Origin of the sequence: Rahnella sp. 2050 (genome assembly GCF_040544515.1) — a bacterium.
GTDB classification, from domain to species: domain Bacteria; phylum Pseudomonadota; class Gammaproteobacteria; order Enterobacterales; family Enterobacteriaceae; genus Rahnella; species Rahnella aceris.
In genome coordinates this window covers 151111-175107 of the sequence record NZ_JBEPKE010000001.1, presented here as the reverse complement: position 1 = coordinate 175107, position 23997 = coordinate 151111, and the positions used below count along the sequence as shown (strand labels likewise).

General features: G+C 54.2%; 23 protein-coding genes. 17 read left to right on the top strand and 6 right to left on the bottom strand.

Annotated features, from left to right (window positions below; translation table 11 throughout):
* The first annotated feature begins 63 nt into the window (after window positions 1-63).
* From ABIC79_RS00720 to ydfG, 7 genes are all read left to right on the top strand, one after another.
* Window positions 64-1314, top strand: coding sequence for an extracellular solute-binding protein (locus ABIC79_RS00720; protein WP_013575532.1), 1251 nt, complete (start codon window positions 64-66; stop codon window positions 1312-1314).
* A gap of 60 nt (window positions 1315-1374) precedes the next feature.
* Window positions 1375-2277 carry a carbohydrate ABC transporter permease gene (locus tag ABIC79_RS00715; protein WP_354566453.1) on the top strand — a complete coding sequence of 301 codons (903 nt, stop codon included), beginning with the start codon at window positions 1375-1377 and terminating at the stop codon, window positions 2275-2277.
* Window positions 2274-3113 (top strand): carbohydrate ABC transporter permease, encoded by an 840-nt coding sequence (locus tag ABIC79_RS00710; RefSeq protein WP_037034031.1) that lies wholly within the window; start codon window positions 2274-2276, stop codon window positions 3111-3113. Before ABIC79_RS00715 ends, ABIC79_RS00710 begins: the two co-directional genes overlap by 4 nt.
* 26 nt (window positions 3114-3139) lie before the next feature.
* On the top strand, window positions 3140-4093 hold the full coding sequence (locus ABIC79_RS00705) for a carbohydrate kinase family protein (RefSeq protein ID WP_354566451.1): 954 nt from the start codon (window positions 3140-3142) through the stop codon (window positions 4091-4093).
* Entirely contained in the window at window positions 4094-5188 is a 1095-nt protein-coding gene (locus ABIC79_RS00700; RefSeq protein WP_354566449.1) for an ABC transporter ATP-binding protein, read from the top strand.
* Window positions 5189-5213: 25 nt separating this feature from the next.
* Entirely contained in the window at window positions 5214-6269 is a 1056-nt protein-coding gene (locus ABIC79_RS00695) for an aldo/keto reductase (RefSeq protein ID WP_013575537.1), read from the top strand.
* Between the two features lie 126 nt (window positions 6270-6395).
* Window positions 6396-7145, top strand: a complete 750-nt coding sequence (ydfG, locus tag ABIC79_RS00690; protein WP_112152274.1) for a bifunctional NADP-dependent 3-hydroxy acid dehydrogenase/3-hydroxypropionate dehydrogenase YdfG — start codon at window positions 6396-6398, stop codon at window positions 7143-7145.
* A 127-nt stretch (window positions 7146-7272) separates the two neighbouring features.
* On the opposite strand, the gene ABIC79_RS00685 is transcribed toward ydfG, so the two are convergent.
* Window positions 7273-8568, bottom strand: a complete 1296-nt coding sequence (locus ABIC79_RS00685) for an NCS2 family permease (RefSeq protein ID WP_013575539.1) — start codon at window positions 8566-8568, stop codon at window positions 7273-7275.
* A gap of 312 nt (window positions 8569-8880) precedes the next feature.
* On the opposite strand from ABIC79_RS00685, the gene ABIC79_RS00680 reads away from it, so the two are divergent.
* The gene (locus ABIC79_RS00680) at window positions 8881-9786 is read left to right on the top strand and encodes a LysR family transcriptional regulator (protein WP_013575540.1); all 906 of its coding nucleotides are present in this window, start codon (window positions 8881-8883) and stop codon (window positions 9784-9786) included.
* A 4-nt stretch (window positions 9787-9790) separates the two neighbouring features.
* On the opposite strand, the gene ABIC79_RS00675 is transcribed toward ABIC79_RS00680, so the two are convergent.
* Window positions 9791-10117: a YnfA family protein gene (locus ABIC79_RS00675; RefSeq protein WP_121019333.1), complete on the bottom strand. Its 327-nt coding sequence runs from the start codon at window positions 10115-10117 to the stop codon at window positions 9791-9793.
* 132 nt (window positions 10118-10249) lie between these two features.
* Here ABIC79_RS00675 and ABIC79_RS00670 point away from each other — a divergent pair, with 132 nt between their 5' ends.
* The 3 genes from ABIC79_RS00670 to ABIC79_RS00660 all read left to right on the top strand — a co-directional run bounded on the left by ABIC79_RS00670 (window position 10250) and on the right by ABIC79_RS00660 (window position 11550).
* On the top strand, window positions 10250-10618 hold the full coding sequence (locus ABIC79_RS00670) for a DUF1283 family protein (RefSeq protein WP_037034037.1): 369 nt from the start codon (window positions 10250-10252) through the stop codon (window positions 10616-10618).
* Between the two features lie 52 nt (window positions 10619-10670).
* Window positions 10671-10964: a DUF1161 domain-containing protein gene (locus tag ABIC79_RS00665; protein WP_013575543.1), complete on the top strand. Its 294-nt coding sequence runs from the start codon at window positions 10671-10673 to the stop codon at window positions 10962-10964.
* 319 nt (window positions 10965-11283) lie between these two features.
* Window positions 11284-11550: a YjbD family protein gene (locus tag ABIC79_RS00660; protein ID WP_013575544.1), complete on the top strand. Its 267-nt coding sequence runs from the start codon at window positions 11284-11286 to the stop codon at window positions 11548-11550.
* Between the two features lie 44 nt (window positions 11551-11594).
* On the opposite strand, the gene ABIC79_RS00655 is transcribed toward ABIC79_RS00660, so the two are convergent.
* Both ABIC79_RS00655 and ABIC79_RS00650 read right to left on the bottom strand, forming a co-directional pair.
* Window positions 11595-13214 carry a rhodanese-like domain-containing protein gene (locus ABIC79_RS00655; protein ID WP_013575545.1) on the bottom strand — a complete coding sequence of 540 codons (1620 nt, stop codon included), beginning with the start codon at window positions 13212-13214 and terminating at the stop codon, window positions 11595-11597.
* The gene (locus tag ABIC79_RS00650) at window positions 13207-13812 is read right to left on the bottom strand and encodes a cysteine dioxygenase family protein (protein WP_126124895.1); all 606 of its coding nucleotides are present in this window, start codon (window positions 13810-13812) and stop codon (window positions 13207-13209) included. Before ABIC79_RS00650 ends, ABIC79_RS00655 begins: the two co-directional genes overlap by 8 nt.
* A gap of 187 nt (window positions 13813-13999) precedes the next feature.
* Between ABIC79_RS00650 and ABIC79_RS00645 the strand changes: the two genes are divergently transcribed.
* The 5 genes from ABIC79_RS00645 to ABIC79_RS00625 all read left to right on the top strand — a co-directional run bounded on the left by ABIC79_RS00645 (window position 14000) and on the right by ABIC79_RS00625 (window position 18345).
* On the top strand, window positions 14000-14893 hold the full coding sequence (locus ABIC79_RS00645; protein ID WP_013575547.1) for a LysR family transcriptional regulator: 894 nt from the start codon (window positions 14000-14002) through the stop codon (window positions 14891-14893).
* A 200-nt stretch (window positions 14894-15093) separates the two neighbouring features.
* A complete protein-coding gene (locus tag ABIC79_RS00640; protein ID WP_013575548.1) occupies window positions 15094-16191 on the top strand; it encodes an LLM class flavin-dependent oxidoreductase in 1098 nt (365 codons plus the stop codon).
* 9 nt (window positions 16192-16200) lie between these two features.
* Entirely contained in the window at window positions 16201-17139 is a 939-nt protein-coding gene (locus tag ABIC79_RS00635) for an ABC transporter substrate-binding protein (RefSeq protein ID WP_013575549.1), read from the top strand.
* 148 nt (window positions 17140-17287) lie between these two features.
* On the top strand, window positions 17288-18010 hold the full coding sequence (locus ABIC79_RS00630) for a DJ-1/PfpI family protein (protein WP_013575550.1): 723 nt from the start codon (window positions 17288-17290) through the stop codon (window positions 18008-18010).
* 107 nt (window positions 18011-18117) lie between these two features.
* A complete protein-coding gene (locus tag ABIC79_RS00625; protein ID WP_013575551.1) occupies window positions 18118-18345 on the top strand; it encodes a hypothetical protein in 228 nt (75 codons plus the stop codon).
* 107 nt (window positions 18346-18452) lie between these two features.
* Here the strand turns inward: ABIC79_RS00625 and oxlT are convergent, their stop codons facing one another.
* Together oxlT and ABIC79_RS00615 are read right to left on the bottom strand one after the other, a co-directional pair.
* Window positions 18453-19712 carry an oxalate/formate MFS antiporter gene (gene oxlT / locus ABIC79_RS00620; RefSeq protein WP_013575552.1) on the bottom strand — a complete coding sequence of 420 codons (1260 nt, stop codon included), beginning with the start codon at window positions 19710-19712 and terminating at the stop codon, window positions 18453-18455.
* 254 nt (window positions 19713-19966) lie between these two features.
* Window positions 19967-21136, bottom strand: a complete 1170-nt coding sequence (locus tag ABIC79_RS00615) for a serine hydrolase (protein ID WP_037034044.1) — start codon at window positions 21134-21136, stop codon at window positions 19967-19969.
* Window positions 21137-21594: 458 nt separating this feature from the next.
* Here ABIC79_RS00615 and ABIC79_RS00610 point away from each other — a divergent pair, with 458 nt between their 5' ends.
* Window positions 21595-23901, top strand: a complete 2307-nt coding sequence (locus ABIC79_RS00610) for an FdhF/YdeP family oxidoreductase (protein WP_354566441.1) — start codon at window positions 21595-21597, stop codon at window positions 23899-23901.
* The last annotated feature ends 96 nt before the right edge of the window (window positions 23902-23997 follow it).

The following is a 23997-nucleotide window of genomic DNA, read 5'->3' as shown; positions in this document are numbered from 1 at the left end:
TTTTTAGCCGATTAAAGCAATCAAATTGATTTAATAAACCTAACCCTGTTTCGGAGAATGACGATGAGCCTACGATTTACCCCTGCGGCCACCCTGTGCGCCCTCTCTGCCCTCACCCTGGGATATTCCGCCAGCGCGCTGGCCGATACGACGCTCAGTGCCTTATTTATGACTCAGGCGGCGTACAGCGAAGCGGATATCCGCGCAATGACCGCCGAGTTCACTAAACAGCATCCGGATATCAAAGTGAACCTGGAGTTTGTGCCGTATGAAGCCCTGCACGACAAAATCGTCGCCGCACGCGGTGCCGGTGACAAAGGTTATGACGTGGTGCTGTTCGATGCGATCTGGCCTGCTGAATTTAACAAATACGGCCTGTTGCAGGATGTCACGGCGCGTATTCCGGCTGAAGAAAGCAATAAGATTTTTGACGGCGCGATTTCTACCGTGACCTACAAAGATAAACGCTGGGGGATGCCGTGGATCCTCGACACCAAATATCTGTATTACAACAAAGCCATGCTGGCCAAAGCCGGGATCACTACCCCGCCCGCCACCTGGGCTGATGTTGAAAAGCAATCTGAGATCCTGAAAGAAAAAGGCATCGTGAAATATCCGCTGGTCTGGAGCTGGTCACAATCCGAAGCGCTGTTGTGCGACTACACCACGCTGGTATCGGCGTTCAAAGGGGATTTCTACAAAGACGGCAAGCTGAATTTCACCAATTCCGGCGCGATGAAAGCCATCAGCTACATGAAAGAGACGCTGGATAAAGGGCTGACTAACCCGAATTCGCGTGAATATCTGGAAGAAGATGTGCGTAAATCGTTCTCCAACGGTGATGCGGCTTTCGCACTGAACTGGACCTACATGTACAACATGGCGAATGACCCGAAACAGAGCAAAGTCGCGGGTGACGTGGGGGTCATTCCGGCACCGGGTGAAACCGCCGGTGGCGCATCCGGCGTTAACGGGTCGATGGGATTGGGCATCGCCAAAGCCAGCGCACATCCGGACCAGGCATGGGAATACATCAGCTACATGACGTCGCAGCCAGTGCAGAACAAATACGCCAAACTGAGCCTGCCAATCTGGAAATCGTCTTATGAAGATCCGGCGGTGCAGAAAGATCAGGAGCAGTTGATCGCGGCGGCGAAAACCTCGCTGAATGTGATGTTGTCGCGCCCGGTTACAGCAGATTACTCCCGTCTGTCGAACATCTTGCAGCAAAACATTCAGGCGGTATTGCAGGGTAAAACCCCGGCTCAGGATGGTATGGAAGCCGCAACCAAAGCCGCTGATCGTTTACGTTAAGTTTTAAAGCCAACACTATAATAGCCCGCCCGGTTCCGGCCGGACGGGCTGGGAAAAGATATGCTGACATTACCCCAACGCGAGAAACGTCAGGCCTGGTTGCTGCTTGCGCCCATGCTTCTGATGATGTTCTTACTGACCGCCTGGCCGCTCGCCCGCACGTTGTGGCTCAGCTTTACGGATGCCGGGTTAATCGGCGACGGTTCTGCGCCCAACTGGGTGGGGAGCGAGAATTTCATCTATGCGCTGACGGATCCGGATTTTCGCGCCGCACTCTGGCGGACGCTCTATTTCACTGTCGTCTCAGTAATTATTGAAGGCATCATCGGCGTGCTGGTCGCGCTGTTGCTGAACCAGCCGTTTTGGGGACGCAGCGCTCTGCGCGTGCTGGTGATTCTGCCATGGGCATTGCCGACTATCGTCAACGCCACCCTGTGGCGGCTGAACTTTAATCCCGATTACGGCAGCATTAATGCCCTGCTTTCTCAGCTCGGGCTGATTGACGCCTACCGTAGCTGGCTCGGCGATCCGTCTTCGGCGATCAATGCCGTGATGTTCGCGGATATCTGGAAAAACTATCCGCTGATCACCCTGCTGGTGCTGGCGGCGCTGCAAACCATTCCGGAAGATTTATTCGAAGCCGCACGGCTCGACGGCGCATCGGCTTTCCGCCGTTTTCGTAAAATCACCTTACCGGCGATTGCCGCACCGCTGGCCGTCGCGCTTGTCCTGCGCACCATCGACGCCTTCAAAATCTTCGACATCATTTATGTCATGACCCGTGGCGGGCCGCTCGACAGCACCAAAACCGTCAGTTTCTTTGTCTATCAGGAATCGTTCAGTTATCTGCGCGCTGGCAGCGGTGCTGCGTACGCGATACTCATGACGCTGATCTGCGCACTGCTGATCATGATTTACATGGTGATGTTACTGCGTCAGCGCCGTTCAGGGAGCAGCGAATGAAACAAAAAATCCGGCTCGTTTTACGTTACTTTGCGGCGCTGATGGTGGCCGTTTCGATTCTTGCCCCGCTGCTGTGGATGTTCCTGATGAGCGTCAGCTCGGCGGAAGATCTGACCCGCATTCCGCTGGAATGGCTGCCGCGCCACTGGGATTTCAACCGTTATACCCGCCTGCTGACCTTACAGGCCGGAACGCCCGGCGCGCTGTTCCTGCATGCGCTCGGCAACAGTGTGCTGGTCGCCTGTGGTGCCACGCTGGTGTCGTTGTTGCTGGCGATACCGGCGGCCTATAGCTTCTCGCGCTATCCTGGTCGCGACGGCTGGCTGTTTGGCAGCCTGGCGATTTACATGGTTCCGCCGGTGGCGTTTGTGCTGCCGCTGTATTTCATCCTGCAACAGCTTGCGCTGCTCAATACCCATCTCGGGCTGATTCTGGTGTATTGCTCGATGATCCTGCCGTTCCTCACCTGGATGCTGAAAAACCAATTTGACGCGCTGCCGGTGGATATCGAACAGGCATCGCGTCTCGACGGGCTGCGTTACTGGCAAGTATTGCTGCGCATCACCCTGCCGCTGGCAAAACCGGCGCTGGGTGCATCGGCGATGTTTGGCTGGTTGCTGGCCTGGGATGAATTTTTCTACGCCCTGCTGTTTACCAACAATATCGACGCCCAGACGCTGCCGGTCACCATCGCCGGATTCACCGCCGGGCGCGCCACTGACGACGGTCTGATTGCCGCTGTCGGGATCCTTGCGGCCATTCCGCCGCTCTTTATTGCGCTCTGGCTGCAAAAAACCATGGTCAGCGGGTTGACCGCCGGCGGCAGCAAGGGCTGAAAATGAACATCAGGGAAACCTCATCAATGACAACAAAACCTCTGACCCGCGCCACGCTGTATGTGACGGGCAATATCAACGTGGATTTGATCATGAGCACGTTGCACGAATGGCCGAAAAAAGGCACGGAAGCGATGCTCGAAAGCAGTTCACTGCGCCCCGGCGGGTCGGCGGGAAACTGCGCGCTGGCACTCTCTGCGCTCGGTTCCCCTTTTCGTCTGGTGGCAAATCAGGGCAATGACCAGTTCAGCGGCTGGCTGGCAGGTATGTTCCCGGAAAGCGCCTCACGCTGGCCGACCTGCGATTGCGAAACCTCGCTGACCTTTGGCGTGACACATCCTGATCACGAAAGAACATTTTTCAGCAATCAGGGACATATTGTGCGCCTGTCCATGCAGGACGTTCTGGGGCAAATCCCTGAAACGGCACAGGCCGGAGACTGGGTATTGCTGTGCGGCACCTGGCTGTGTACCGCGCTTTACACTGACTATCCGCAACTGCTGGCAGTGCTGAAACAGCGTGGTTATCAGGTGGCTGTCGACAGTGGCTGGCCGCCGGAAGACTGGAGCGATGCGTTACGTGAACAGGCGGCAAAATGGCTGCCATTCTGCGATGCGCTGCTGATCAATGAAGTCGAAACACTCGGGCTGGCAGACGCCACCACACTGGACGCCGCCGCGCTGACGTTGCTGGAGCAGATGGCGGACAACGCCTTTTGCGTGGCGAAATGCGGACCGGAGGGGGCGCGTCTGTGGGCCAAAAATCTGACGCTGCATCAGCATGCCGAACCGGTCGGGGTGGTCGATACCATCGGTGCCGGAGACAGTTTTAATGCCGGGTTTTTATCCGCGCTGATTTATGGCCTGCCGCCTGCCACGGCGCTGCAATGGGGGGTTCGTGTTGCCGGTTGTGCCATCAGCAGTTCCCCGCGCCGTTACCCTGACTGGCAATCACTTTTTGGCCTTGTGGAGAAAATCTAAATGGCTCTGGTAGAACTGATAAAAGTCGCCAAACATTATGGCAAAGTGCAGGTGCTGAAACCGCTGGATCTGACCATCCCTGACGGCAGTTTCACCGTGCTGGTCGGCCCCTCGGGCTGTGGAAAATCCACCTTACTTCGCCTGCTGGCCGGGCTGGAATCCCTGTCTGACGGCGACATTCTGCTCGATAAACAGCAGATCAATAATTTTGACCCCGCCGATCGTGATATTGCGATGGTATTCCAGAGTTACGCACTGTATCCGCATCTTACCGTGGCCGAAAACATGGCATTCCACATGCAGGTGAAGAAAGTGCCGAAAGCCGAACAACAGGCCAAAGTGCTACAGGCCGCAAAAGTGCTGGGTATCGATCACTTACTGAAACGCCTGCCGAAAGATTTGTCCGGTGGCCAGCGCCAGCGTGTGGCGATGGGTCGTGCGCTGGTGCGTAATCCAAAAGTGTTTCTGTTCGATGAGCCCCTTTCCAACCTCGATGCCCAGTTACGTATGGAACTGCGCGCCGAAATCAAATCGCTGCATCAGCAGTTCCGCACCACCACGGTATATGTGACCCATGATCAAATCGAAGCCATGACGCTGGCCGATAATATCGTGGTGATGAAAGACGGTTTTATCGTACAACAGGGCGACCCGTTGTCGATTTACGACAAGCCGGTAAATACCTTTGTGGCGCGTTTTATCGGTTCACCGCCCATGAATCTGCTCAGCGGCGTCTTCCGCAATATTGACGGTCAGCCAGGTGTGAACTGTAATCAGTTGTGGTTCGCACTGCCGGAGAAGTGGGCATTGCAGGCGCGGCAGGCTGAGGGAGAACCCGTCACGCTCGGCCTGCGTCCGCACGATTTAAAACCGGCAGAGCACAGTACCCAACCTGCCGCCACATTACGGTTGCTGGAAGTGACCGGAGAAAGCAGCCTGTTGCACATCGACTGGTGCGGTTTCCCGCTGCACGTTCAGTTCGCCGGACGCGCCCGTATCAGCGCCAGTCAGCCGCTGTATCTCGATGCCAACCGCGAGGCGATCCATCTGTTTGATGCCCAGACCGGTGAACGGCTGGCAGAGGATCTGCGGTAAAAATGACTCTCAATGGAGATAAACTATGGAATACCGTCTGTTAGGCCGGTCTGGCCTGAAAGTTTCAGTTCTCAGCCTGGGTACCATGACGTTTGGTGGTCAGGGGAAATTTGCCAAAACCGGGCAAACTGACGTTGAGGCCGCACAACGCCAGACAGGATTATGTCTTGATGCCGGGATTAACCTGTTCGATACCGCCGATGTCTATTCTGGCGGTGAATCGGAAGTGATCCTCGGTAAAGCACTGGGCAACAAACGTCACGACGTGCTGGTGGCCAGTAAAGCCCGCTTTCCAATGGGTGAAGGCCCGAATGACCGTGGTTCGTCCCGTCATCATATTCTGCGCGCTTGTGAAGCCAGCCTGAAACGTCTGAACACGGATTATCTGGATTTATATCAGTTGCATGAATGGGACGGCCTGACGCCACTGGAAGAAACGCTGCGGGCGCTCGACGATCTGGTCAGCAGTGGCAAAGTGCGTTACGTCGGTATCTCTAACTTCTCCGCCTGGCACGTGATGAAAACGCTGGGCGTGGCCGACGCTAACCACTACATCCGCCCGGTCAGTCAGCAAATCCATTACACCCTGCAGGCGCGTGAAGCTGAATATGAGTTGCTGCCTGCCGCGCAGGATCAGGGGCTGGGCGTGCTGGTCTGGAGCCCGCTGGCAGGCGGCCTGCTTTCCGGTAAATATCGCCGCAATCAGGCGGCACCGGAAGGCACCCGTCATCTGGCCGACTGGGGCGAACCGCCGGTGCGTGATGAAAGTGCGCTGTACGACGTGGTCGATGTGCTGGTGGACATCGCCGAAGCCCGTGGCGTTTCTGCGGCGCAGATTGCGCTGGCCTGGCTGATTGCCCGTCCGCAGGTGACCTCGGTGATTGTCGGGGCGCGCAACGACACGCAGTTGCAGGATAACCTGCTCGCCGCTGATTTAACCCTCAATAACGAAGAAATTGAACGACTTAATCAGGTCAGCCAGTTACCTTTGTTGTATCCTTACTGGCATCAGGCGCAGACCGCACCGGATCGCTTGTCTGTAGCGGATTTATCGCTGATCGCGCCCTATCTGAAAAAGTAACTGCAACAAAATGATACGCACTGAGACCGGTTGACTATGCCGGTCTCGTTATTTTTGTGTTAATACTTAAAGAGTTTCTTTAGTGGGCCTCGTGCACACCTTGCTTAAAAACTGAGGAATACCGGGATGATTATTTTTGTTACCGGCGCAACTGCCGGATTTGGTGCTGAAATCGCACGTAAATTTGTTAAAGAAGGCCATAAAGTGATTGCTACCGGTCGCCGTAAAGAGCGTCTGGATGACCTGAAAGCCGAACTGGGAGACGCGCTGTACGCTGTTGAACTGGACGTGACTAACCGGGCTTCTATTGAAGAAGCTATTGCCAGCCTGCCTGCTGACTGGCGTAACATTGATGTTCTGGTTAACAACGCCGGTCTGGCACTCGGTCTGGAAAAAGCGGATAAAGCCTCGCTGGAAGACTGGGACAAAATGATCGACACCAACACCAAAGGGCTGGTGTACATGACACGCGCCGTGTTGCCGGGCATGGTTGAACGCAACACCGGGCATGTGATAAACATCGGTTCCACCGCAGGCAACTGGCCATACGCAGGCGGCAACGTGTATGGCGCGACCAAAGCGTTTGTGCGTCAGTTCAGTCTGAACCTGCGCACCGACCTGCATGGCACCCACGTTCGCGTCACCAATATCGAGCCGGGCCTGTGCGGTGGTACTGAATTCTCCAGCGTGCGCTTTAAAGGCGACGACGAGAAAGTCAGTAAAACCTACGATAACACTAATCCGCTCACCGCAGCCGATGTAGCCGAATCCGTATTCTGGGTATCCACCCTGCCGGCACACGTCAACATCAACAGCATCGAAATGATGCCGGTCAGCCAGTCTCTCGCCGGTTTGCAGGTACATCGCGAAGGGTAATATTGCGCCCTGACTGACACGAAAAGCAGCTCCGGCTGCTTTTTTATTATCTGCCTTTTATCAGTGCGCACAAAAAAGGCGCGGCAACCTGCCCGCGCCTTTCCGACATCCGGCAACCGAAAACGTATTACGCGCTCAGCCAGCCCAGTTTAATCACAAACAGAATCGACAAGACGATAAGCGCAGAATTCAGCTCACGCCAGCGACCGGTCAGCAGTTTTGCCAGCGTCCAGGTGATGAAACCAAATGCGATACCGTTGGCGATGGAATACGTGAACGGCATGGTCAGCGCAGTCACGGTAACAGGCGCTGCCACGGTGATGTCTTTCCAGTCGATTTCAGCCAGGCCAGACGTCATCAGAACCGCGATGAACAACAGAGCCGGAGCCGTTGCGAAGGCCGGAACGCTGCCTGCCAGCGGAGCGAAGAACAGGCTCAGCAGGAACAGAATAGCCACCACAATCGCCGTCAGACCGGTACGTCCGCCAGCGCTCACGCCTGCTGCGGATTCGATGTAGCTGGTGGTGGTTGAGGTGCCGAGCAGTGAACCGAACAACGCCGCCGCACTGTCAGCGACCAGCGCACGGCCCATTTTCGGGATATTGCCGTCTTCATCCGCCAGCCCTGCGCGTTTGGTCACGCCAATCAGGGTGCCGGAGTTGTCGAACACATCCACGAACAGGAACGCGAACACCACGCTAATCAGCGAAACGTTAAACGCGCCTTTGATGTCCAGTTGCATGAAGGTTGGCGCAATGGAAGGTGGCATCGACATTACGCCGCCAAACGGCGAATAACCCAGCGCAATCGCCAGAACGGTCACGGCCAGCACACCGATCAGCACCGCGCCGGTGATTTTACGCGCTTCCAGCACCACAATCAGAATGAAACCGAGCATCGCAAACAGCGGCCCCGGCTTGGTCAGATCGCCCAGACCGACCAGCGTCGCCGGGTTAGCGATCACGATACCGGCATTTTCCAGCGCAATCAGCGCCAGGAATAAACCGATACCCGCCGCAATGGCCGAACGCAATGGCAGCGGAATACTGCGGATAATCCATTCGCGGATTTTAAAAATCGATAACGCGAAGAAAATACAGGCTGAAAGGAAAACGGCCCCCAGCGCGATCTGCCAGGTGTAACCCATATGCAGCACCACGGTGTAGGTGAAGAAGGCGTTTAAACCCATGCCCGGAGCCAGTGCGATCGGGTAGTTGGCGATAAAGCCCATCAGTGCGGAACCGATTGCGGCAGCAAGACAAGTAGCCACGAAAACCGAACCTTTATCCATCCCCGTCGCGCCCAAAATAGACGGGTTAACAAACAGAATGTAGGCCATTGCTAAAAATGTAGTGAGTCCAGCCACAATCTCAGTCCGCACGTTAGTACGGTGAGCTTTTAACTTAAATAGTTTTTCTAACATGAGAAGGAATCTCTTGGTCGCGTGATCACTTTCAGTCTGGTGATCAAAAATGCACGCTTGTTATTAGTGTTGTTTTTCAAAACACACGCGCGCGCACCAGCAGAACGAACGCCACAATTCGTCCCACCATTATCCCGTGGAATACGGCACGCGAGCCTAAACGTGTTTTGACGAACCCTGTCATTGCCCGTTTTGCCTGTAAAACAACCTGAGGTGATTGTTTTACAAAGGGGCATCGCACAATCTAGGAAAAATGAGTGATGCAGTCCATAATAGTTATCTCACTTATTCACTGCATAAATTAGTACACCCATGTCGCCATTCTCCCGTTTTTCGCAATATTTTACCGAAGTCGCCCGAACAGGAAGTTTGCGCAAAGCGGCAGAAGTGCTGCACGTCTCGGCTTCAGCCATAAACCGGCAGATCCTGCAGGCTGAACAAACGCTGGAAACCCCGCTGTTTGAACGCTTGCCGACAGGCCTGAAACTGACCTCAGCAGGCGAAATTTTATTCGATGACATCCGCCGCTGGCGGAAAGAATTTTCCCGCACCCGCGAACGTTTCGATGAAATTCAGGGACTGCGACGCGGGCATGTCACCATCTCTATGATTGCCGCTCTCAGCGAAGGCATGGTGGCGGAACTGATTGCCGACGTGGGCGCAGAACACCCTTACCTGACGTTTGATATCCGCATCGAAGACAGCCGGAACATCAGCGAACAGGTCAGTTCAGCGGAAGTGGATTTTGGATTGTTGCTCGATCCCGTCGAACATACCGGGCTGGAAGTACGCGCTTTTGCGGAATTACCCATCGGGATTGCGATGCCGGTGGGCCATAAACTGTCGCAGAAGGAATCGTTGTCGTTCAGTGACATCGCCTCCTACCGGCAGATCATTCCCTCCGAACCGCTGATGGTCAATGCCCGCGCCAGACTGCTGTATAACCGCTATCAGTTACTGGAAACGCCGTCGATCGTCTGTAATGACGTGCGCATGATGCGCGAACTTATCCGCAAAGGGGCCGGTGTCGGCGTGCTGAGTTTGTTAGATGTATTGCCAGATTTACAGGAAAAGCGACTGGCGTTTGTGCCGCTTCAGGGCCGCAGCGCCAAACCGCTGACGCTGGCGTTGTGCGTTGCCCCGCGCCGCCAGTTATCCCGCGCGGCGCAAATTGTGATTCAGAAAGTGATTGTGCTGATGGAAAGATTATCGCAATAGCCGTTCACGCCGTTTTCCAGCCAGAAATGATGATCAGCATCCCCGCCAGAGCCACACATGCGCCCAGCCAGTCGGTGGCGCTGAGCTTCACGCCATCGACAAACCGCAGCCACAGCATGGCAGTCATGACATAAACCCCGCCGTAAGCCGCATACACCCTGCCGCTTGCCGCCGGATGCAATGTCAGCAACCAGACAAACACCGCCAGGCTGAGCGCCCCAGGCAATAACAGCAGCACATTTGCCCCTTTGCGCAGCCAGAGATAAGGTAAAAAGCAGCCAATGATTTCTGCCAGTGCGGTCGCAAAGAACAGTAAAGACGTTTTGAGCATAATTGGGCCAGGTTTACAGTCCGAAGTTCAATAAGATATCAACCAGTTTACCGGCAGAGGGTGACGTCATTCGGCCGGATGTTATAATGCAATTATTCGCCTGAGCGATGTGTAAATTAAAAGGATGAGCTGATGAATACAACGTTTAAATCCCGACTGACCCGCAGCATTCTGCCTGTGGCTTTGCTGGCTATAACCGCCAGCTGGCAGGCGCCTGCACTCGCGGCCACCAATTGTGCGGGCGGAACCTGTGTCTTTGGCGGTACCGGCAATGATGCCATGACCAACGAAGAAGCACGTCAGAGCAAAGAGCAATGGAATGAAACCCAACGCCTGCGCGCCATGAAAAACCAGCGTAACGAGAAAGACTTCTCCAAATACGACAATTCGATTGATCTGCGCGACAAGTGTCAGGCCAGCCAAAACATCAATGCGTACTGGGAACCGAACACTGAGCGCTGCCTTGACCGTCGTAATGGCCGTCAGTTACTGGCTCCGTAAATCCTATCTGCTAGACTCATAAGTACACTGGTTTTCATAAAAGGAATGAATGATGAAAAAGACACTTTTAGCGGGTCTTGCTGTCGTTATGTTCGCACCGCTGATGGCACAGGCTTCCTGTGAAAGCGTAAAAGCTGACATTACCCAGAAAATCGTGGCAAACGGCTTGCCTGAATCAGGGTTTAAACTCGATATCGTGCCAAATGATCAGGCCGATCAGGCTGGCGGGCAGGTCGTGGGCCACTGCGGCAATGACAGTCAGAAGATTGTGTATACCAAAACCGCCGATGCGGGTGACAGTTCAGCGGCAAGTCCTAAGACCGGGACCAGCCAGGATTCACAGTAATATTCGCGGTAATGTCGGAGCGGATATCACCGGCGGTTTATCACTTGCAGTGAAAGCCCGATGACCTGATCGGGAACCTTTCGGTTTCTTAATAACAGTTATCATACGATCTTCGCACCGAAACCACCGGGAGAGAAAAGTGCTTTTTCCCTCCCGGATATCCCTTCACGTTTTCAACACACGCTGCCGCTCCGTTCAGCAAGCTTTCTGAAACAACTGCCTTTTAAAAAAACAAAACAAGTAAGGTGATGAGTTGCAGCGACTCCTGCCACCATTTCGACTACAATGGTAGCCACTTTCCTCACAGGATGCGGTAAAAATGAAAAGACTGACCCAACAAGATATGACGGAAAGCGAACAGCGTGAGTTAAAAACACTGCTGGACAGAGCCCGTAAAGCACAGGGCCGTGAGCTGACGAATTCGGAAAATAACCGGATTAAAGATGACTACATCGATACGTTGATGGCAGAAAAAGAAAAAGTCGCTGCGAAAGCGCGGGCCGAAAAGCGCCGTAATAAAGCCGTTCCAAGCACTTCTGCAACATACGACTGGACAGCCCGCACTCATCCGCGTGGTCGTCGTTAAACGTTAACTGAACCTCTGCGTTCCTCACGCAGAGGCCTCAGCCCTCAGGCTTCCAGTAATCTGAAACCGTGCGTTCCGTCTTTTTCCAACTGCCCGACCAGCCCGTATTCCCAGTCCAGATAATCCTGCATCGCCTGCGGGCTGACATCCGTGCCTTCGTACGGACGACGATATCTGTCTTGCGCGTCGTCCAGATAAACAGAATCCCCCCGCTCAAGCAGCAACCCGTGGTCGATCCAGCCCACCGTGCCTTTCTCCAGCAAATAAACGGGTTTGCCGGTTAATCCGGCCACTTCCGTGACAGCGTAACGTGCCAGCAAACCGCTGGTGCAGGTGACAACCCAACGCGCTTTCTGCGGTTGTAAGGCAATAATTTGCGGGATATTGCCCCGTGTTGTCCAGACCGCACCCGGAATGCGCCGGTTACGGAAATTCGCGCTGGTGGTGAGATCGAGAATGCCGGTATTACCCTCACTCAGCCAGTTCAGCAGTTGTTCCGGTTTGACAGATTCCACAGCCGGTGCGGGCGCAACCCGGGCTTTCCAGTCGCCTTGTTCAGTCAGATCTTCAGCCCTCACTTCGGCGATATACACTTCCCAGTTCATCTGTGCCAGCCATGAGGCCGCCATGCGCGCACGCACACCATCATTATCCACCAGCACTATTCGCGCGCCACGAACGCTGGCATAGTGATCGGTTTCCTGAACCAACTGGCCACCGGGAACGTGTCGCGTGCCTGCCAGATGCCCGGCACGAAACTCTTCTGCCGTGCGCACGTCAAACACGTATAACGTGCGGGAATCATCCTGTTGCCAGTTACGTAATTGTGACAACGTCACTGAGCGCACGCCCGCGCGTAAAGCCAGAGTTTGCGCGCCTTTCAGCGCAACCCTGCGTGAGGCTTCACTCAGTGCCGGAAACTGTTTATGTTGCAGGTGCGACAGTGCCTGCCCCGCCAGCGTCCAGCCAATCGTACCGTTACGCAATGCAGACACCGGCTGCGTAAATCCGGCATTAATCAGAGATTGCGTGCCGATAATGCTGCGGGTACGCCCCGCACAATTGATGATCACCTGCGTGTTGTCATCAGGCACCACATCTTTCAGGCGCAGCACAAGTTCGCCTCCCGGTACGCTCACGCCGCCCGGAATACTCATCACCTGATATTCATCAAAACGGCGCACATCCAGCACAGCAATGTTTGCCCCCTGCTGTTGCAATGCCAGCACCTGTTCCGCACTCAGGGACGGTGTCTCGTAATGATGTTCAACCCATTCCCCGAAGGCTTTACTGGGCGCGTTCACATCAATAAATATCTCACCGCCCGCTTCTTTCCAGCCAGCCAGATCACCGGCCAGCAACGCGATATTCTGATACCCCAGCGATTTCAGCAATTGAGCCGCCCGCATGGTTTTACGCTCGCCGCGCTGCACGTCATAAAATTCACCATTGTCATACAACGTAATAGCCGTCAGACGGTTTGGTATGCGATCCAGCACTTCCAGTTCGAGTTTAGACAAAGCCAGATTGGCAGCAAATAAGGGATGTCCGGTGGCAAAGGCCGCTTCTTCACGCAGGTCAACCAGCGCCACATCCTGTCCTTCGAGCAACGCCTCGCGGAGTTCAGAAAAATGGCGCAAAGGCAGTGAATATGAATCAGTCATGATTTTTCTCTTTTGACAGGTCCCAGATATTGGGAAGGTGCGGGCTGGAGTAGCCGGAAATAAAGGTTTTCCCGGTGCCGTCTGGCAGATAAACCGCCCGTGAAACCGCACCGATATTGCCGCCGTAAACATGAATGCTGACCGAGACCTGTTCCTTGAAAAAATTGCTGACCTGGTGGATATCCAGCTGATCGGGGGAGATTTTCCCGACGTCGCCAACGTGCAGCGTAATGGGATTTCCTTCCGGTTGCAGCGTTCCGTCGGGGTGGCGGGTATAATTCTGGCTGACTTCTGCACCGCGCAGCATACCTATCAGCCCCCAGACACGATGGTCATGCACCGGTGTTTTCTGCCCCGGCCCCCAGACAAAACTCACCACAGAAAAACGCGACAGCGGATCGGCGTACAAGAGATATTGCTGATAATGTTCAGGATGAGGCTGCGCAAACTCCTCCGGCAGCCAGTTATCTTCGCCGATAAGACGGGTCAGCAGTTCGCTTCCCTGCGCCAGTATTTGCGTCTGACCGTGCGGTTCCTGCACCAGCCGGGTGAAGTCCGCCAGAAATTGTCTCAGCGGCGCGAGCTGTAAAGTCGTCATCACTTTCCTCATACTTCATCACTGTTTCCGACAGGTTAGCATCGCCATGATCCAAGCAAAATTCATTTTATGGATAAGCTAATATGCAAATCACACATAAAAATGTGCATCAGGATCCAGCGTCCGCGTGAAAATTGTTTTATCCTGCCGGCAGCCGTTTTTACGTTAATCCTGACGCTGAGTGCCTATGAAAATTGAAGACCTGACTGCTTTTGTCGCCGTTATCCGCCTGCAATCTACCCGGCTTGCTGCCGATGAGCTGGGGCTGACACAGCCGGCAATTACCCGTCGGGTACAAAATTTTGAAGAATCGCTGGGCATTCCGCTGCTGAACCGCCAGACCAAACCCCTGAAACCCACGCTGATGGGCAACCGTGTTTATCAGCAATGCCGTCATATCTTGCGTGAGGTGGATGCGCTCAGTGATTTGGTTGCCGCCGACAGTCCACCTTCCGGCCTTCTGCGCCTTGCCGTGCCACAAAGCCTGAGCGAAAGCAGTCTGTTGCCTGCCCTGAAAACCCTGTCTGCGCAATTTCCGCAAATCCAGCCGCGACTTTCCAGCGGCTGGGGCGACGAATTATTGTTACGGATACAGCAGCAGGAACTGGAAGCGGCGGTCGTGCTGTTCCCTGCCAGTAAGCAATTCCCTGAGGGTGTCGAAAACCAGCCGCTGGGTACGGTCGATTTAGTGGTTGTCGGCCCGAAAGCACCGCAGGCTTTGCCACAACGTCTGGAAGATTGTTATCAGCACGGGTGGATCCTCAATCCGCATGGCTGTGGTTTCCGCGCCGCCCTGCAGCGCGCGCTGACTGAACAGGGTTTACCTTTGCTCATCAATCTTGAGGCGTTTGGCACGACCTTACAATTATCCCTGATTGCTGAAGGGCGCGGCCTGGGGCTGATGCCGCGCGCGCTGGTAGAAAAACATGCACTGCGCCCTGAACTGGCGCTGTATGACCTGAAAGATTTCGCCCCCCGCAGCCAGTTGTGGCTGATTTATCCCAACGTTCCTGCGAGTCAGGTACCGGCGATTGATGCGTTTGCCGCCGCGATTGCTAACGGGTTGGATTGTGGCAGGTAGTGATTATGGGATTGCCATCCGGACTGGCATTAAGGTCAACCCCCTGGGCGCGGTGCCCAAAGCAACACCTGTTCATGCACATTTTTTATATTAGCTTATGAAGATAATGAATTTCTCACATAGTAAGTTGCCGTTTATGGTGATAACTCCTGCCAGCGCAGACCTTCATCCGCTGGCCTCATCCCGAGGAGTGACAGCCTATGAGCGTGCAATTTATTGGTATGATCGGACACCGTCTGGCTTCTGAAATCATCCCACCGACCGGCCCGATTTTCGATAAAAAATACATTTCCGATTTCGCCAAAGCCCATGAAGATGCTGGCTTTGACCGCATTCTGGTGGCCTATGCCTCCGACCAGCCCGATGCTTTTCTGGTCACCGCGCACGCCGGGGCCAGCACATCCCGCATTCATTTTCTTCTGGCTCACCGGCCGGGATTCGTCGCGCCGACCCTCGCCGCCCGTAAGCTGGCGACCCTCGACCACCTGCTTGATGGTCGCGTGGCAGTGCATATCATCAGCGGTGGCAGCGATGCGGAACAACGCCGTGACGGTGATTATGTGGCGAAATCCGGCCGCTATCAGCGCACGGATGAATACATCGATGTACTGAAACAGAGCTGGTATTCAGAAACCGGTTTTGACCATCAGGGTGAATTTTATCAGGCGGAAAATGCTTTCTCTGCCATTAAGCCCTGTCAGAAAAAACTGCCGGTATTTTTCGGCGGATCTTCCGATGATGCCATCCGTGTTGCAGGTAAACAGGCGGATGTGTTTGCGTTATGGGGCGAGCCGCTGGCCAGTGCGGCAGAAACGGTGGAAGCGGTAAAAGCCTCTGCGGCAAAACACAACCGGGATATTAACTTCAGTATTTCCTTCCGCCCTATCCTCGGCAAAACAGAAGAAGAAGCCTGGGCGAAAGCGGATGAAATTCTCACTAAAGCCACCGCCCTGCAAGCTGAGAAAGGTCAGGTGCTGGCAGCCAAACCCCAAAGCGTGGGAGCTCAGCGTTTACTGAAAGCCGTCGCGCAAGGCGATCGTCTCGATTCCTGCCTGTGGACCGGCATCGCCGGGCTGATTGGCGGCGGTTCCAATTCTACGGCCCTGGTCGGTACGCCGGAACAGGTCTCCGATGCACTGCTGAAATATTACGATCTGGGCATCACCACTTTCCTGATCCGCGGCTTTGATCCGCTGAATGACGCCGTCGAATACGGTAAGAGTCTGATCCCGCTGACGAAGCAGAAAATCGCTGCGCGGGAAGCCCGAAAACACACCGCCGTGACTGCCCTGATTTAAGGAAACCCGATGCGACTGAATGTGAGAAATCTTCTGCTGCTGGTCACGCTGACCGGCGCTGTGTTCGCCACAAATGCCGAACAAATTACCCTGCGGGTCGCCGATCAGAAAGGCAACATGCGGGCACAGCTGGAAGCGGCAAATAAGCTGGATAAGCTGCCCTATAAAATTGAATGGTCAGAGTTTCCGGCTGCTGCGCCGCTGGCAGAAGCGCTGAATGCACAGGCGGTAGATGTGGGCATCATCGGTGATGCGCCGCTGTTATTTGCACAGGCCGCAGGTGCGCAGGTAAAAGCCATCGCCGTGGATAAGTCAGACGCCTACGGCACCGCGCTGCTGGTGAAACCGGACAGCCCGGTCAAAAGCGCCGCGGATCTGAAAGGCAAAAGTATCGCGACCAACCGCGGTTCCATCGGACATTTTGTCGCGCTGAAAGCCCTTGCCTCTGCCGGACTGAGCGCCAAAGACGTCACGTTCCGCTTCCTGCCGCCAAGCGATGCGAAGCTGGCACTGACGCAAGGTTCAGTGGATGTCTGGGCAACGTGGGAACCCTACACCGCCTTCGCTGAGACTCAGGATCATCTGCGTGTGGTCGTAAATGGCCGCGGCTTGTGGTCGGGTAACAGCTTCCTTGCCGCGACGGATACGGCGCTGAAAGATAAAGCTAAACGCGAGGCCATCGCTGACTATCTGCAGCGCCTGAGCGATGCACAGATATGGGCGTATAAAAATCTGGATGCGTACAGCGAAAAACTGGCGAAAATCATCGGCTTCCCGCTGGACGCTGCAAAGCTGGGGTTCGAGCGTCGTAAATCTTACTGGCAACCGATAGATGCCGCAACCGAGACGCAGCAACAGCAAACAGCAGATTTCTATCACGCGCAGGGATTATTGCCCGTCGCGCTGAATGTCAGCGGCACCTTTGATCATTCGTTCCTGCTGAAATAATCGCGAAGAAGCGTAACGCCCCCCTGTTACATCACTTCCCGAAAAATCGGGGAGTGATGGGTAGTCATACGCAGGTTAATTGACTACTCTGCTTAATCACTTCCTTTATCAATCTGACCTCTGATGTCTGGCAACCGGGGACCATTAAATGAGCGACTTTCCGGCTTTATCAATCGGCATGCTTTTGTTTCCGGAACTGACCCAATTAGATCTGACGGGGCCGTTTGAGGTCTTCGCCAGAGCCCCGGGGGCCAAAGTCCATCTTATCTGGAAAACGCCGGAACCCGTGACGTCTGACCGGGGCCTGCGTATTTTACCCACTCATACATTTGAAAATTGCCCTGAACTGGATGTCATCTGCATCCCCGGCGGGCCAGGCCAGATAAAACTGATGTCCGATGATGAGACGCTCACTTTTATCCGCCAGAAAAGTGAAAATGCCCGGCTGGTGACGTCAGTATGCACCGGTTCTCTTGTGCTGGGCGCAGCAGGCCTGTTGCAGGGGTACAAAGCCACTTCCCACTGGGCTTCGCTTGACCAGCTTGAATTATTGGGGGCCGAACCGGTTAATGAACGCGTCGTCAGGGATCGCAACCGGATCACCGGTGCGGGGGTAACGTCAGGCATAGACTTTGCCCTGAATGTCATTGCCGATATCTATGGCAACGACATAGCGCAAGGTATTCAGTTGCAAATGGAGTACGACCCTGAACCGCCCTTTTCGTCAGGTTCTCCCCGTGTGGCATCCGCGAAACACGTTGAACAGGCACAAAAACAGATGGCTTCCTTTATTGAGACAAGGCGCCTCGCGACAGCCGCAGCAGGGCTTAAACTACGCAAAGGCGAGTTTATTAATACACAGATAAGCTAAGTTTTCAGCGAGTTGAAGAAACTGTGAACTGTCGCCCTGCAAGAAAAGCCCGGACGTGGTTAATAGAAGATGTCGCCCGAAATCAGGCTTAGCTAACAGGATGCAGCATGGAAAATTACGCCAACAAAAGCGGTGATTCACAGGTTGTCAGCTTCCAGATTGATGCCAACTCGATCAAAATCCGCTTCAAGAACAATCACGTTTATCTCTACGATATCCGCCATCCTGGCCCCGAACATCTCGAAAAAATGAAGGAACTGGCGCGCGCCGGTTGGGGTTTAAATACCTACATTGAAAGCGAAGTGAAAACGGATTTTTCTTCGAAAGTGTTTTAGGCCGTTCGGGGCGTCCGTGAGCCGGTCGCCCCGCTGCTTTACTTGAATTACAGCTTGTTAACATTCCTCTGTGACAACGTCTCCAGACCCCGCTAGTTTAGGATTATTCAGTCACGGGCTGCCTGCATAAAACGGGCACGCCAGGGTTTCAGTACCCAGAGCGCCAGAATGGCGGTGACAAAATCCAGCGTGATGGCGCAGGTGAATACAATATTCCATCCGCCCGTGTGCTGATAAATCAGTGCCGCAAGCGGGCCGCCAAAAATGGATCCTATGCCCTGCGACATATACAACCAGCCATAATTGGCAGTGGCATTCTGACTGCCAAAGGTGTCGGTCAGCGTTGACGGGAACAAGGAAAAAATTTCTCCCCAGCCAAAAAACACCACGCCGGACAGCAGAACAAACAACACAGCATTGTCGCGGCACATCAGCCACAAAATCATCGCACAGCCTTCCAGCGCAAATGCGATAAACATCGTCTGCTCACGACCAAATTTATCCGAAATAAAACCGAACAGCGGGCGTGTCAGCCCGTTGGTAAAACGGTCAATGGTCAGTGCCAGCGGCAACGCGGCCATGCCAAACACCACCGCTTCCGTGATACCAAAATCATGGGCAAACACCGCCATTTGCGAGGTGACCATCAGCCCTGAAGTCGACATCATCGCCATCATGAAAAACATCAGCCAGAACAAAGGCTGTCTGAGCATTTGTTTCGGACGGTACTGTTTGCCTTCCGTCACCATGACCGGCACATCCTGACGCTCGCTGAGCGACGGCGGCAGCCGTAATCCCTGGCTGGCCAGAAAACCAATGACGGCGAAAATAACGCCAAAGATAATCAACGTACTTTCCAGCCCGCGACTGGTCAGTGACGTCGAAACAGGGAACGTGGTCAGAATCGCCCCCATTCCGTATCCGGCAGCCACCATTCCCGCCGCAAAGCCACGTTTATGCGGGAACCAGCGCACCATCAACCCGACGACACCGACATAAACAATGCCGGTACCCAGTCCGCCGATGCAGCCATAGACCAGATAAAGGCCGGTAATACTGCTGACTTGTGACGCCAGTACCCAACTGAACCCTGATAACAGCGTGCCGATTGAAATCAGTTTCCGCGGGCCAAAACGTTCAATCAGGCTGCCCTGAAAAGGAGAAAAGAAGGTTTGCAGAATTATCAGTAGCGAGAACGTAACCTGTAACTCTGCCAGCGGAACCCCCAGTTTAAGCGCGAGCGGTTTAGTCAGCAGAGTCCAGACATATTGCGGACTGGAAATCGCCGCCATGCAAATCAGCCCCAGAACTAACTGCCGCCACCGTGCGCTGGCCGCGATTGTCATGGGCATATTCAATGTTGTCATTCGTCGTCTCCCTTATTTCCTGTCAACGCCAGCCAAAGATTTTTAACATTGCTAGCAAGAAATAAGTTCTCAGCAACAAACATGCCACATTGATTCGATGGGATTTTCAGGTAATTACACCTGCCCTGTCCGACGGGGAGGAATAAAGATGTCGCCCCGGTGCCGCAGAATGGTCAACTGTGGTGCAGCAGGTGCAAAAAAAGAGCCTGCTTTTCGGGCAGGCTCTTTTTGCGTTTTGACCAGCGGAACAGGTGTTAAATTTTCAGTTTCACGTAATCAATCGCACGGCTGATGATCCCGCCTTCTGCGACATCTTCCAGTGCTACCAGCGGCACGGTTTTGATGACTTTGCCGTTATCTACGATATTAATACTGCCGAGCTCCTGACCTTTCTTCAGCGGCGCGTCAATCTGCGGACGGGTCAGCACGTACTGGGCTTTCAGTTTATCGGCATCGGCCTGCGGCACGCTGATAAAGACATCACTCAGTGAACCGACCTTCACCTGTGCATTAGCACCAAACCAAACATGTTCGCTGGAAACGGTCTGATCAGCTTTGAAAATCTGTTTACTGGTATATTCGCGGAAACCCCAGGTCAGCAGTTTGCGCGCCTGTTCTTCGCGGCCTTTTGAGCTTTTACCGCCCATCACGACGGCGATCAGACGACGGTCGCCCTGCGTCGCAGAGGCAATAATGTTGAAACCGGCGCTTTCGGTATGACCTGTTTTCAGGCCATCAACCTGCAGGTTTTTATCCCACAACAGGCCGTTACGGTTTTGCTGAGTGATGTTGTCATACGTCAGCGATTTTTCAGCATACATATGATATTCCTCAGGTTCCCCGCCGATAATGGCGCGGGAAAGTTTCGCCAGATCATAAGAGGTGGTGTATTGCCCCGGCGCGTCCAGGCCATGCACAGTCTCGAAATGGGTGTTGGTCAGCCCCATGCTCACCACGTACTGATTCATCATTCCTACGAATGAATCCTGGCTGCCCGCCACATAATCGGCCATGGCCACGCAGGCGTCATTACCGGAAGTAATGATGATGCCGCGGATCAGGTCACGCACGGTGACATGGTCACCTGGCTTTAGAAACATCAGTGAAGAACCGGCCAGACTTTTATTGCCAGCGACCCAGGCTTCCTGCGGTACCGTCACCACATCATCCATGGTGATTTTTTTATGATCTAACGCGCGGTCAATGACATAACCTGTCATCAGTTTGGTCAGGCTGGCCGGGTTACGGCGTTCATCCGGGTTGCCGGCGGCCAGCACATCACCGCTGGCATAATCCATCAGCACAAAAGAAGCGGCGTCAATGCTTGGCGGCACGACAGGGAAATCCAGTGGCGCGATAGCTTTCGCACTGCCTGCGGAGAACATCAATACACAAGATAAAACACTCATTACACTACGTTTCACTGAATCTTCCTTAAACACGCCATATTGCCGGGCTATTATTAAACTCGGCAATATATCAAAAACCTATGGGATAAAATCTGCGGCATAGGTTGCACTAAAACCCCCTGCAGAAAAACCCTTAGTCTTTTGCTAACCATTTCATAGTGAAACGGTTCTGTTACAACTTGCGTTAATTTCCACCAACACCTGCCACTGAGCCTGCAATCAGGTTTTATTATCACAACCCGCTGTTTTCAACAGGGATGAAATACGGTGATGCGCCCCTTTCCTTGCGGGGAATTTCCGTTATTCCCCGATATTTCCCTGCGATAGAGGATTCCTATCGCTCCATCACAGCATTCGATTAGACGTTCTTGTCACCCACTCCTAAACTTGTGACATAAAATTAACAATCCGGTTAACAACTCATCATCCGGTTTGTTCACAGACAAGACAAAAACCACCTGCGAAGCATAACTATGAAATTCAAAACTGAGATCAAACCCTACCACGGCGCGGCCGGCGGCTGGGGTGCACTGGAATCCACCACCCGTTTCGTCTTCGACAGTAAGAAAGTCCTTTCTAACCTGCGTAACCTGATGCGTGTTAACAAAGGTCGCGGTTTTGACTGTCCGGGCTGTGCCTGGGGAGACGATAATCACAGCACATTCAGCTTCTGTGAAAACGGTGCGAAAGCCGTCAGCTGGGAAGCCACCCGCAAAGCCGTCGAACCAGAGTTCTTTGCTCAACACAGTGTGAGTAAGCTGCGTGCACAGAGCGATTATTTCCTGGAATATCAGGGGCGTCTTACCCATCCGATGCGTTACAACCGCACCACCGATCATTACGAGCCTATCAGCTGGGATGCCGCATTCTCACTGATCGCCAGCCATCTTAACGGGCTGGAAAGTCCCGATCAGGCAGATTTCTACACCTCCGGCCGCGCCAGTAACGAAGCCTCTTATCTGTATCAGGTGTTCGGCCGTATGTTCGGTACCAACAACTTCCCTGACTGTTCGAACATGTGTCACGAAGCCAGCGGTGTGGGCCTCAAACAAAGCATCGGCGTCGGTAAAGGCACTATCCGTCTGGATGATTTTGAGAAAGCAGACGCCATTTTCGTCTTCGGCCAGAACCCGGGCACCAACCACCCGCGTATGCTGCACAGTCTGCGTCATGCGTCTGACCGGGGGGCAAAAGTGGTCAGCTTTAATACCCTGCGTGAACGGGGTCTGGAACGTTTTGCCGATCCGCAAAAACCGCTGGAAGTGGTCACACCGAAAGCGGGTCGCATCAGCGCCGCCTATTACCAGCCAAACCTTGGCGGCGACATGGCTGCCGTGCGCGGTATCGTTAAAGCGTTATTGCAGACACACCGCGAACGTATTGCTTCCGGTCAGCCTTCCCTGTTCGATGAAGAATTTATCGCGGCAAACTGTGCCGGTGTCGATGAGTATCTGGCCGTGGTCGATGCCACCAGCTGGGAAAAAATTACTGAACAGTCAGGTCTGAGTGAACAGGACTTGCGCGAAGCGGCAAGCATTTATATGAACGCCGAACGGGTGATTTGTACCTGGGCGATGGGCGTGACGCAGCATAAACACTCTGTGCCGACCGTGCGTGAAATCACCAACCTGCAACTGTTGTTTGGTCAGCTTGGCAAACCTGGCGCCGGGTTGTGTCCGGTGCGCGGTCACAGCAACGTGCAGGGTAACCGCACCATGGGTATCGATGAGAAAGCGCCAAAAGCGTTGCTCGATGCGATGGAAAGCCACTTCAAATTCACACCACCGCGTGTCCCGGGTCATAACACCGTAGAAGCGCTGGAAGCCATGCTGCGTAAAGAAGCCAAAGTCCTGATCTGCCTTGGCGGTAATCTGGCGGCGGCGGCACCGGATACTCCGCGTACAGAACAGGCGCTAAGCAATCTGGATTTGTCCGTTCAGATCAGCACCAAACTGAACCGTACACACCTGACGCCGGGTGCAGAAGCGCTGATCCTGCCAACGCTGGGCCGTACCGAACTGGATATGCAGGCGACCGGTTCGCAGTTCATCACCGTTGAAGACTCCTTTAGCATGGTACATGCCTCCGAAGGCGTAGGCATTCCGTTATCCAAAGAACTGCGTTCTGAAACCGCGATTGTCTGCGGTATCGCCAATGCCGTTCTGGGTGATAAATACCTCGACTGGATGGCGCTGGCTGACGATTACAATCTTATCCGCGAGCATATTGAAGCCACCATTCCGGGCTTCCGGGATTTCAATGCGCGCTGCGATATCAAAGGCGGTTTCTATCTCGGTAATGCGGCAGCAGAGCTGAAATTCAACACCCTGAGTGGCAAGGCCAATTTCAGTGCATCACCGTTGCCTGAAGTGCTGATCCCGATGGGCGACCAGAATGCGCCGTTCACCCTGCAAACGTTACGCTCTCACGACCAGTACAACACCACCATTTATGGCCTCGATGACCGTTACCGTGGTGTTTACGGCCAGCGTGAAGTGTTGTTCATTCACCCGCAGGATCTGGCGGACTTGGGCCTGAAAGACGGTGAACTGGTGGAAATCGAAACGCTGTGGAACGACGGCATTGAGCGCAAAGTGACCGGTTTTAAACTGGTCAGCTACGATATTCCACGCGGTAACCTGGCGGCTTATTATCCGGAAACCAACCCGCTGGTGCCGATGTCCAGTTTTGGTGACCAGACCCACACCCCGACCTCCAAAGCCGTACCGGTGACTATCCGTCGCTGCGAACAAAAAGTGGACCTGCAACGTATCGCATAAGTCGTACTTGCGCGACATCGCGCAAATCTCCCCTTTCGCTTCAGGGTTATGAGGCGAAAGGGGCAGATGCCGCTTGCCCGAAGGGGTCAGATCGCG

Bases quoted from the DNA above. Each gene is read 5' to 3' on its own strand.
- ABIC79_RS00680 (WP_013575540.1), top strand. From the start codon at position 8,881: ATGTCGCCATTCTCCCGTTTTTCGCAATATTTTACCGAAGTCGCCCGA.
- ABIC79_RS00625 (WP_013575551.1), top strand. From the start codon at position 18,118: ATGGAAAATTACGCCAACAAAAGCGGTGATTCACAGGTTGTCAGCTTC.
- ABIC79_RS00630 (WP_013575550.1), top strand. From the start codon at position 17,288: ATGAGCGACTTTCCGGCTTTATCAATCGGCATGCTTTTGTTTCCGGAA.
- ABIC79_RS00655 (WP_013575545.1), bottom strand. From the start codon at position 13,214: ATGACTGATTCATATTCACTGCCTTTGCGCCATTTTTCTGAACTCCGC.
- ABIC79_RS00610 (WP_354566441.1), top strand. From the start codon at position 21,595: ATGAAATTCAAAACTGAGATCAAACCCTACCACGGCGCGGCCGGCGGC.
- ABIC79_RS00695 (WP_013575537.1), top strand. From the start codon at position 5,214: ATGGAATACCGTCTGTTAGGCCGGTCTGGCCTGAAAGTTTCAGTTCTC.
- ABIC79_RS00715 (WP_354566453.1), top strand. From the start codon at position 1,375: ATGCTGACATTACCCCAACGCGAGAAACGTCAGGCCTGGTTGCTGCTT.
- ABIC79_RS00660 (WP_013575544.1), top strand. From the start codon at position 11,284: ATGAAAAGACTGACCCAACAAGATATGACGGAAAGCGAACAGCGTGAG.
- ABIC79_RS00665 (WP_013575543.1), top strand. From the start codon at position 10,671: ATGAAAAAGACACTTTTAGCGGGTCTTGCTGTCGTTATGTTCGCACCG.
- ABIC79_RS00645 (WP_013575547.1), top strand. From the start codon at position 14,000: ATGAAAATTGAAGACCTGACTGCTTTTGTCGCCGTTATCCGCCTGCAA.
- ABIC79_RS00720 (WP_013575532.1), top strand. From the start codon at position 64: ATGAGCCTACGATTTACCCCTGCGGCCACCCTGTGCGCCCTCTCTGCC.
- ABIC79_RS00700 (WP_354566449.1), top strand. From the start codon at position 4,094: ATGGCTCTGGTAGAACTGATAAAAGTCGCCAAACATTATGGCAAAGTG.
- ABIC79_RS00635 (WP_013575549.1), top strand. From the start codon at position 16,201: ATGCGACTGAATGTGAGAAATCTTCTGCTGCTGGTCACGCTGACCGGC.
- ABIC79_RS00640 (WP_013575548.1), top strand. From the start codon at position 15,094: ATGAGCGTGCAATTTATTGGTATGATCGGACACCGTCTGGCTTCTGAA.
- ABIC79_RS00710 (WP_037034031.1), top strand. From the start codon at position 2,274: ATGAAACAAAAAATCCGGCTCGTTTTACGTTACTTTGCGGCGCTGATG.
- ABIC79_RS00685 (WP_013575539.1), bottom strand. From the start codon at position 8,568: ATGTTAGAAAAACTATTTAAGTTAAAAGCTCACCGTACTAACGTGCGG.
- ydfG (WP_112152274.1), top strand. From the start codon at position 6,396: ATGATTATTTTTGTTACCGGCGCAACTGCCGGATTTGGTGCTGAAATC.
- oxlT (WP_013575552.1), bottom strand. From the start codon at position 19,712: ATGACAACATTGAATATGCCCATGACAATCGCGGCCAGCGCACGGTGG.
- ABIC79_RS00675 (WP_121019333.1), bottom strand. From the start codon at position 10,117: ATGCTCAAAACGTCTTTACTGTTCTTTGCGACCGCACTGGCAGAAATC.
- ABIC79_RS00705 (WP_354566451.1), top strand. From the start codon at position 3,140: ATGACAACAAAACCTCTGACCCGCGCCACGCTGTATGTGACGGGCAAT.
- ABIC79_RS00650 (WP_126124895.1), bottom strand. From the start codon at position 13,812: ATGACGACTTTACAGCTCGCGCCGCTGAGACAATTTCTGGCGGACTTC.
- ABIC79_RS00670 (WP_037034037.1), top strand. From the start codon at position 10,250: ATGAATACAACGTTTAAATCCCGACTGACCCGCAGCATTCTGCCTGTG.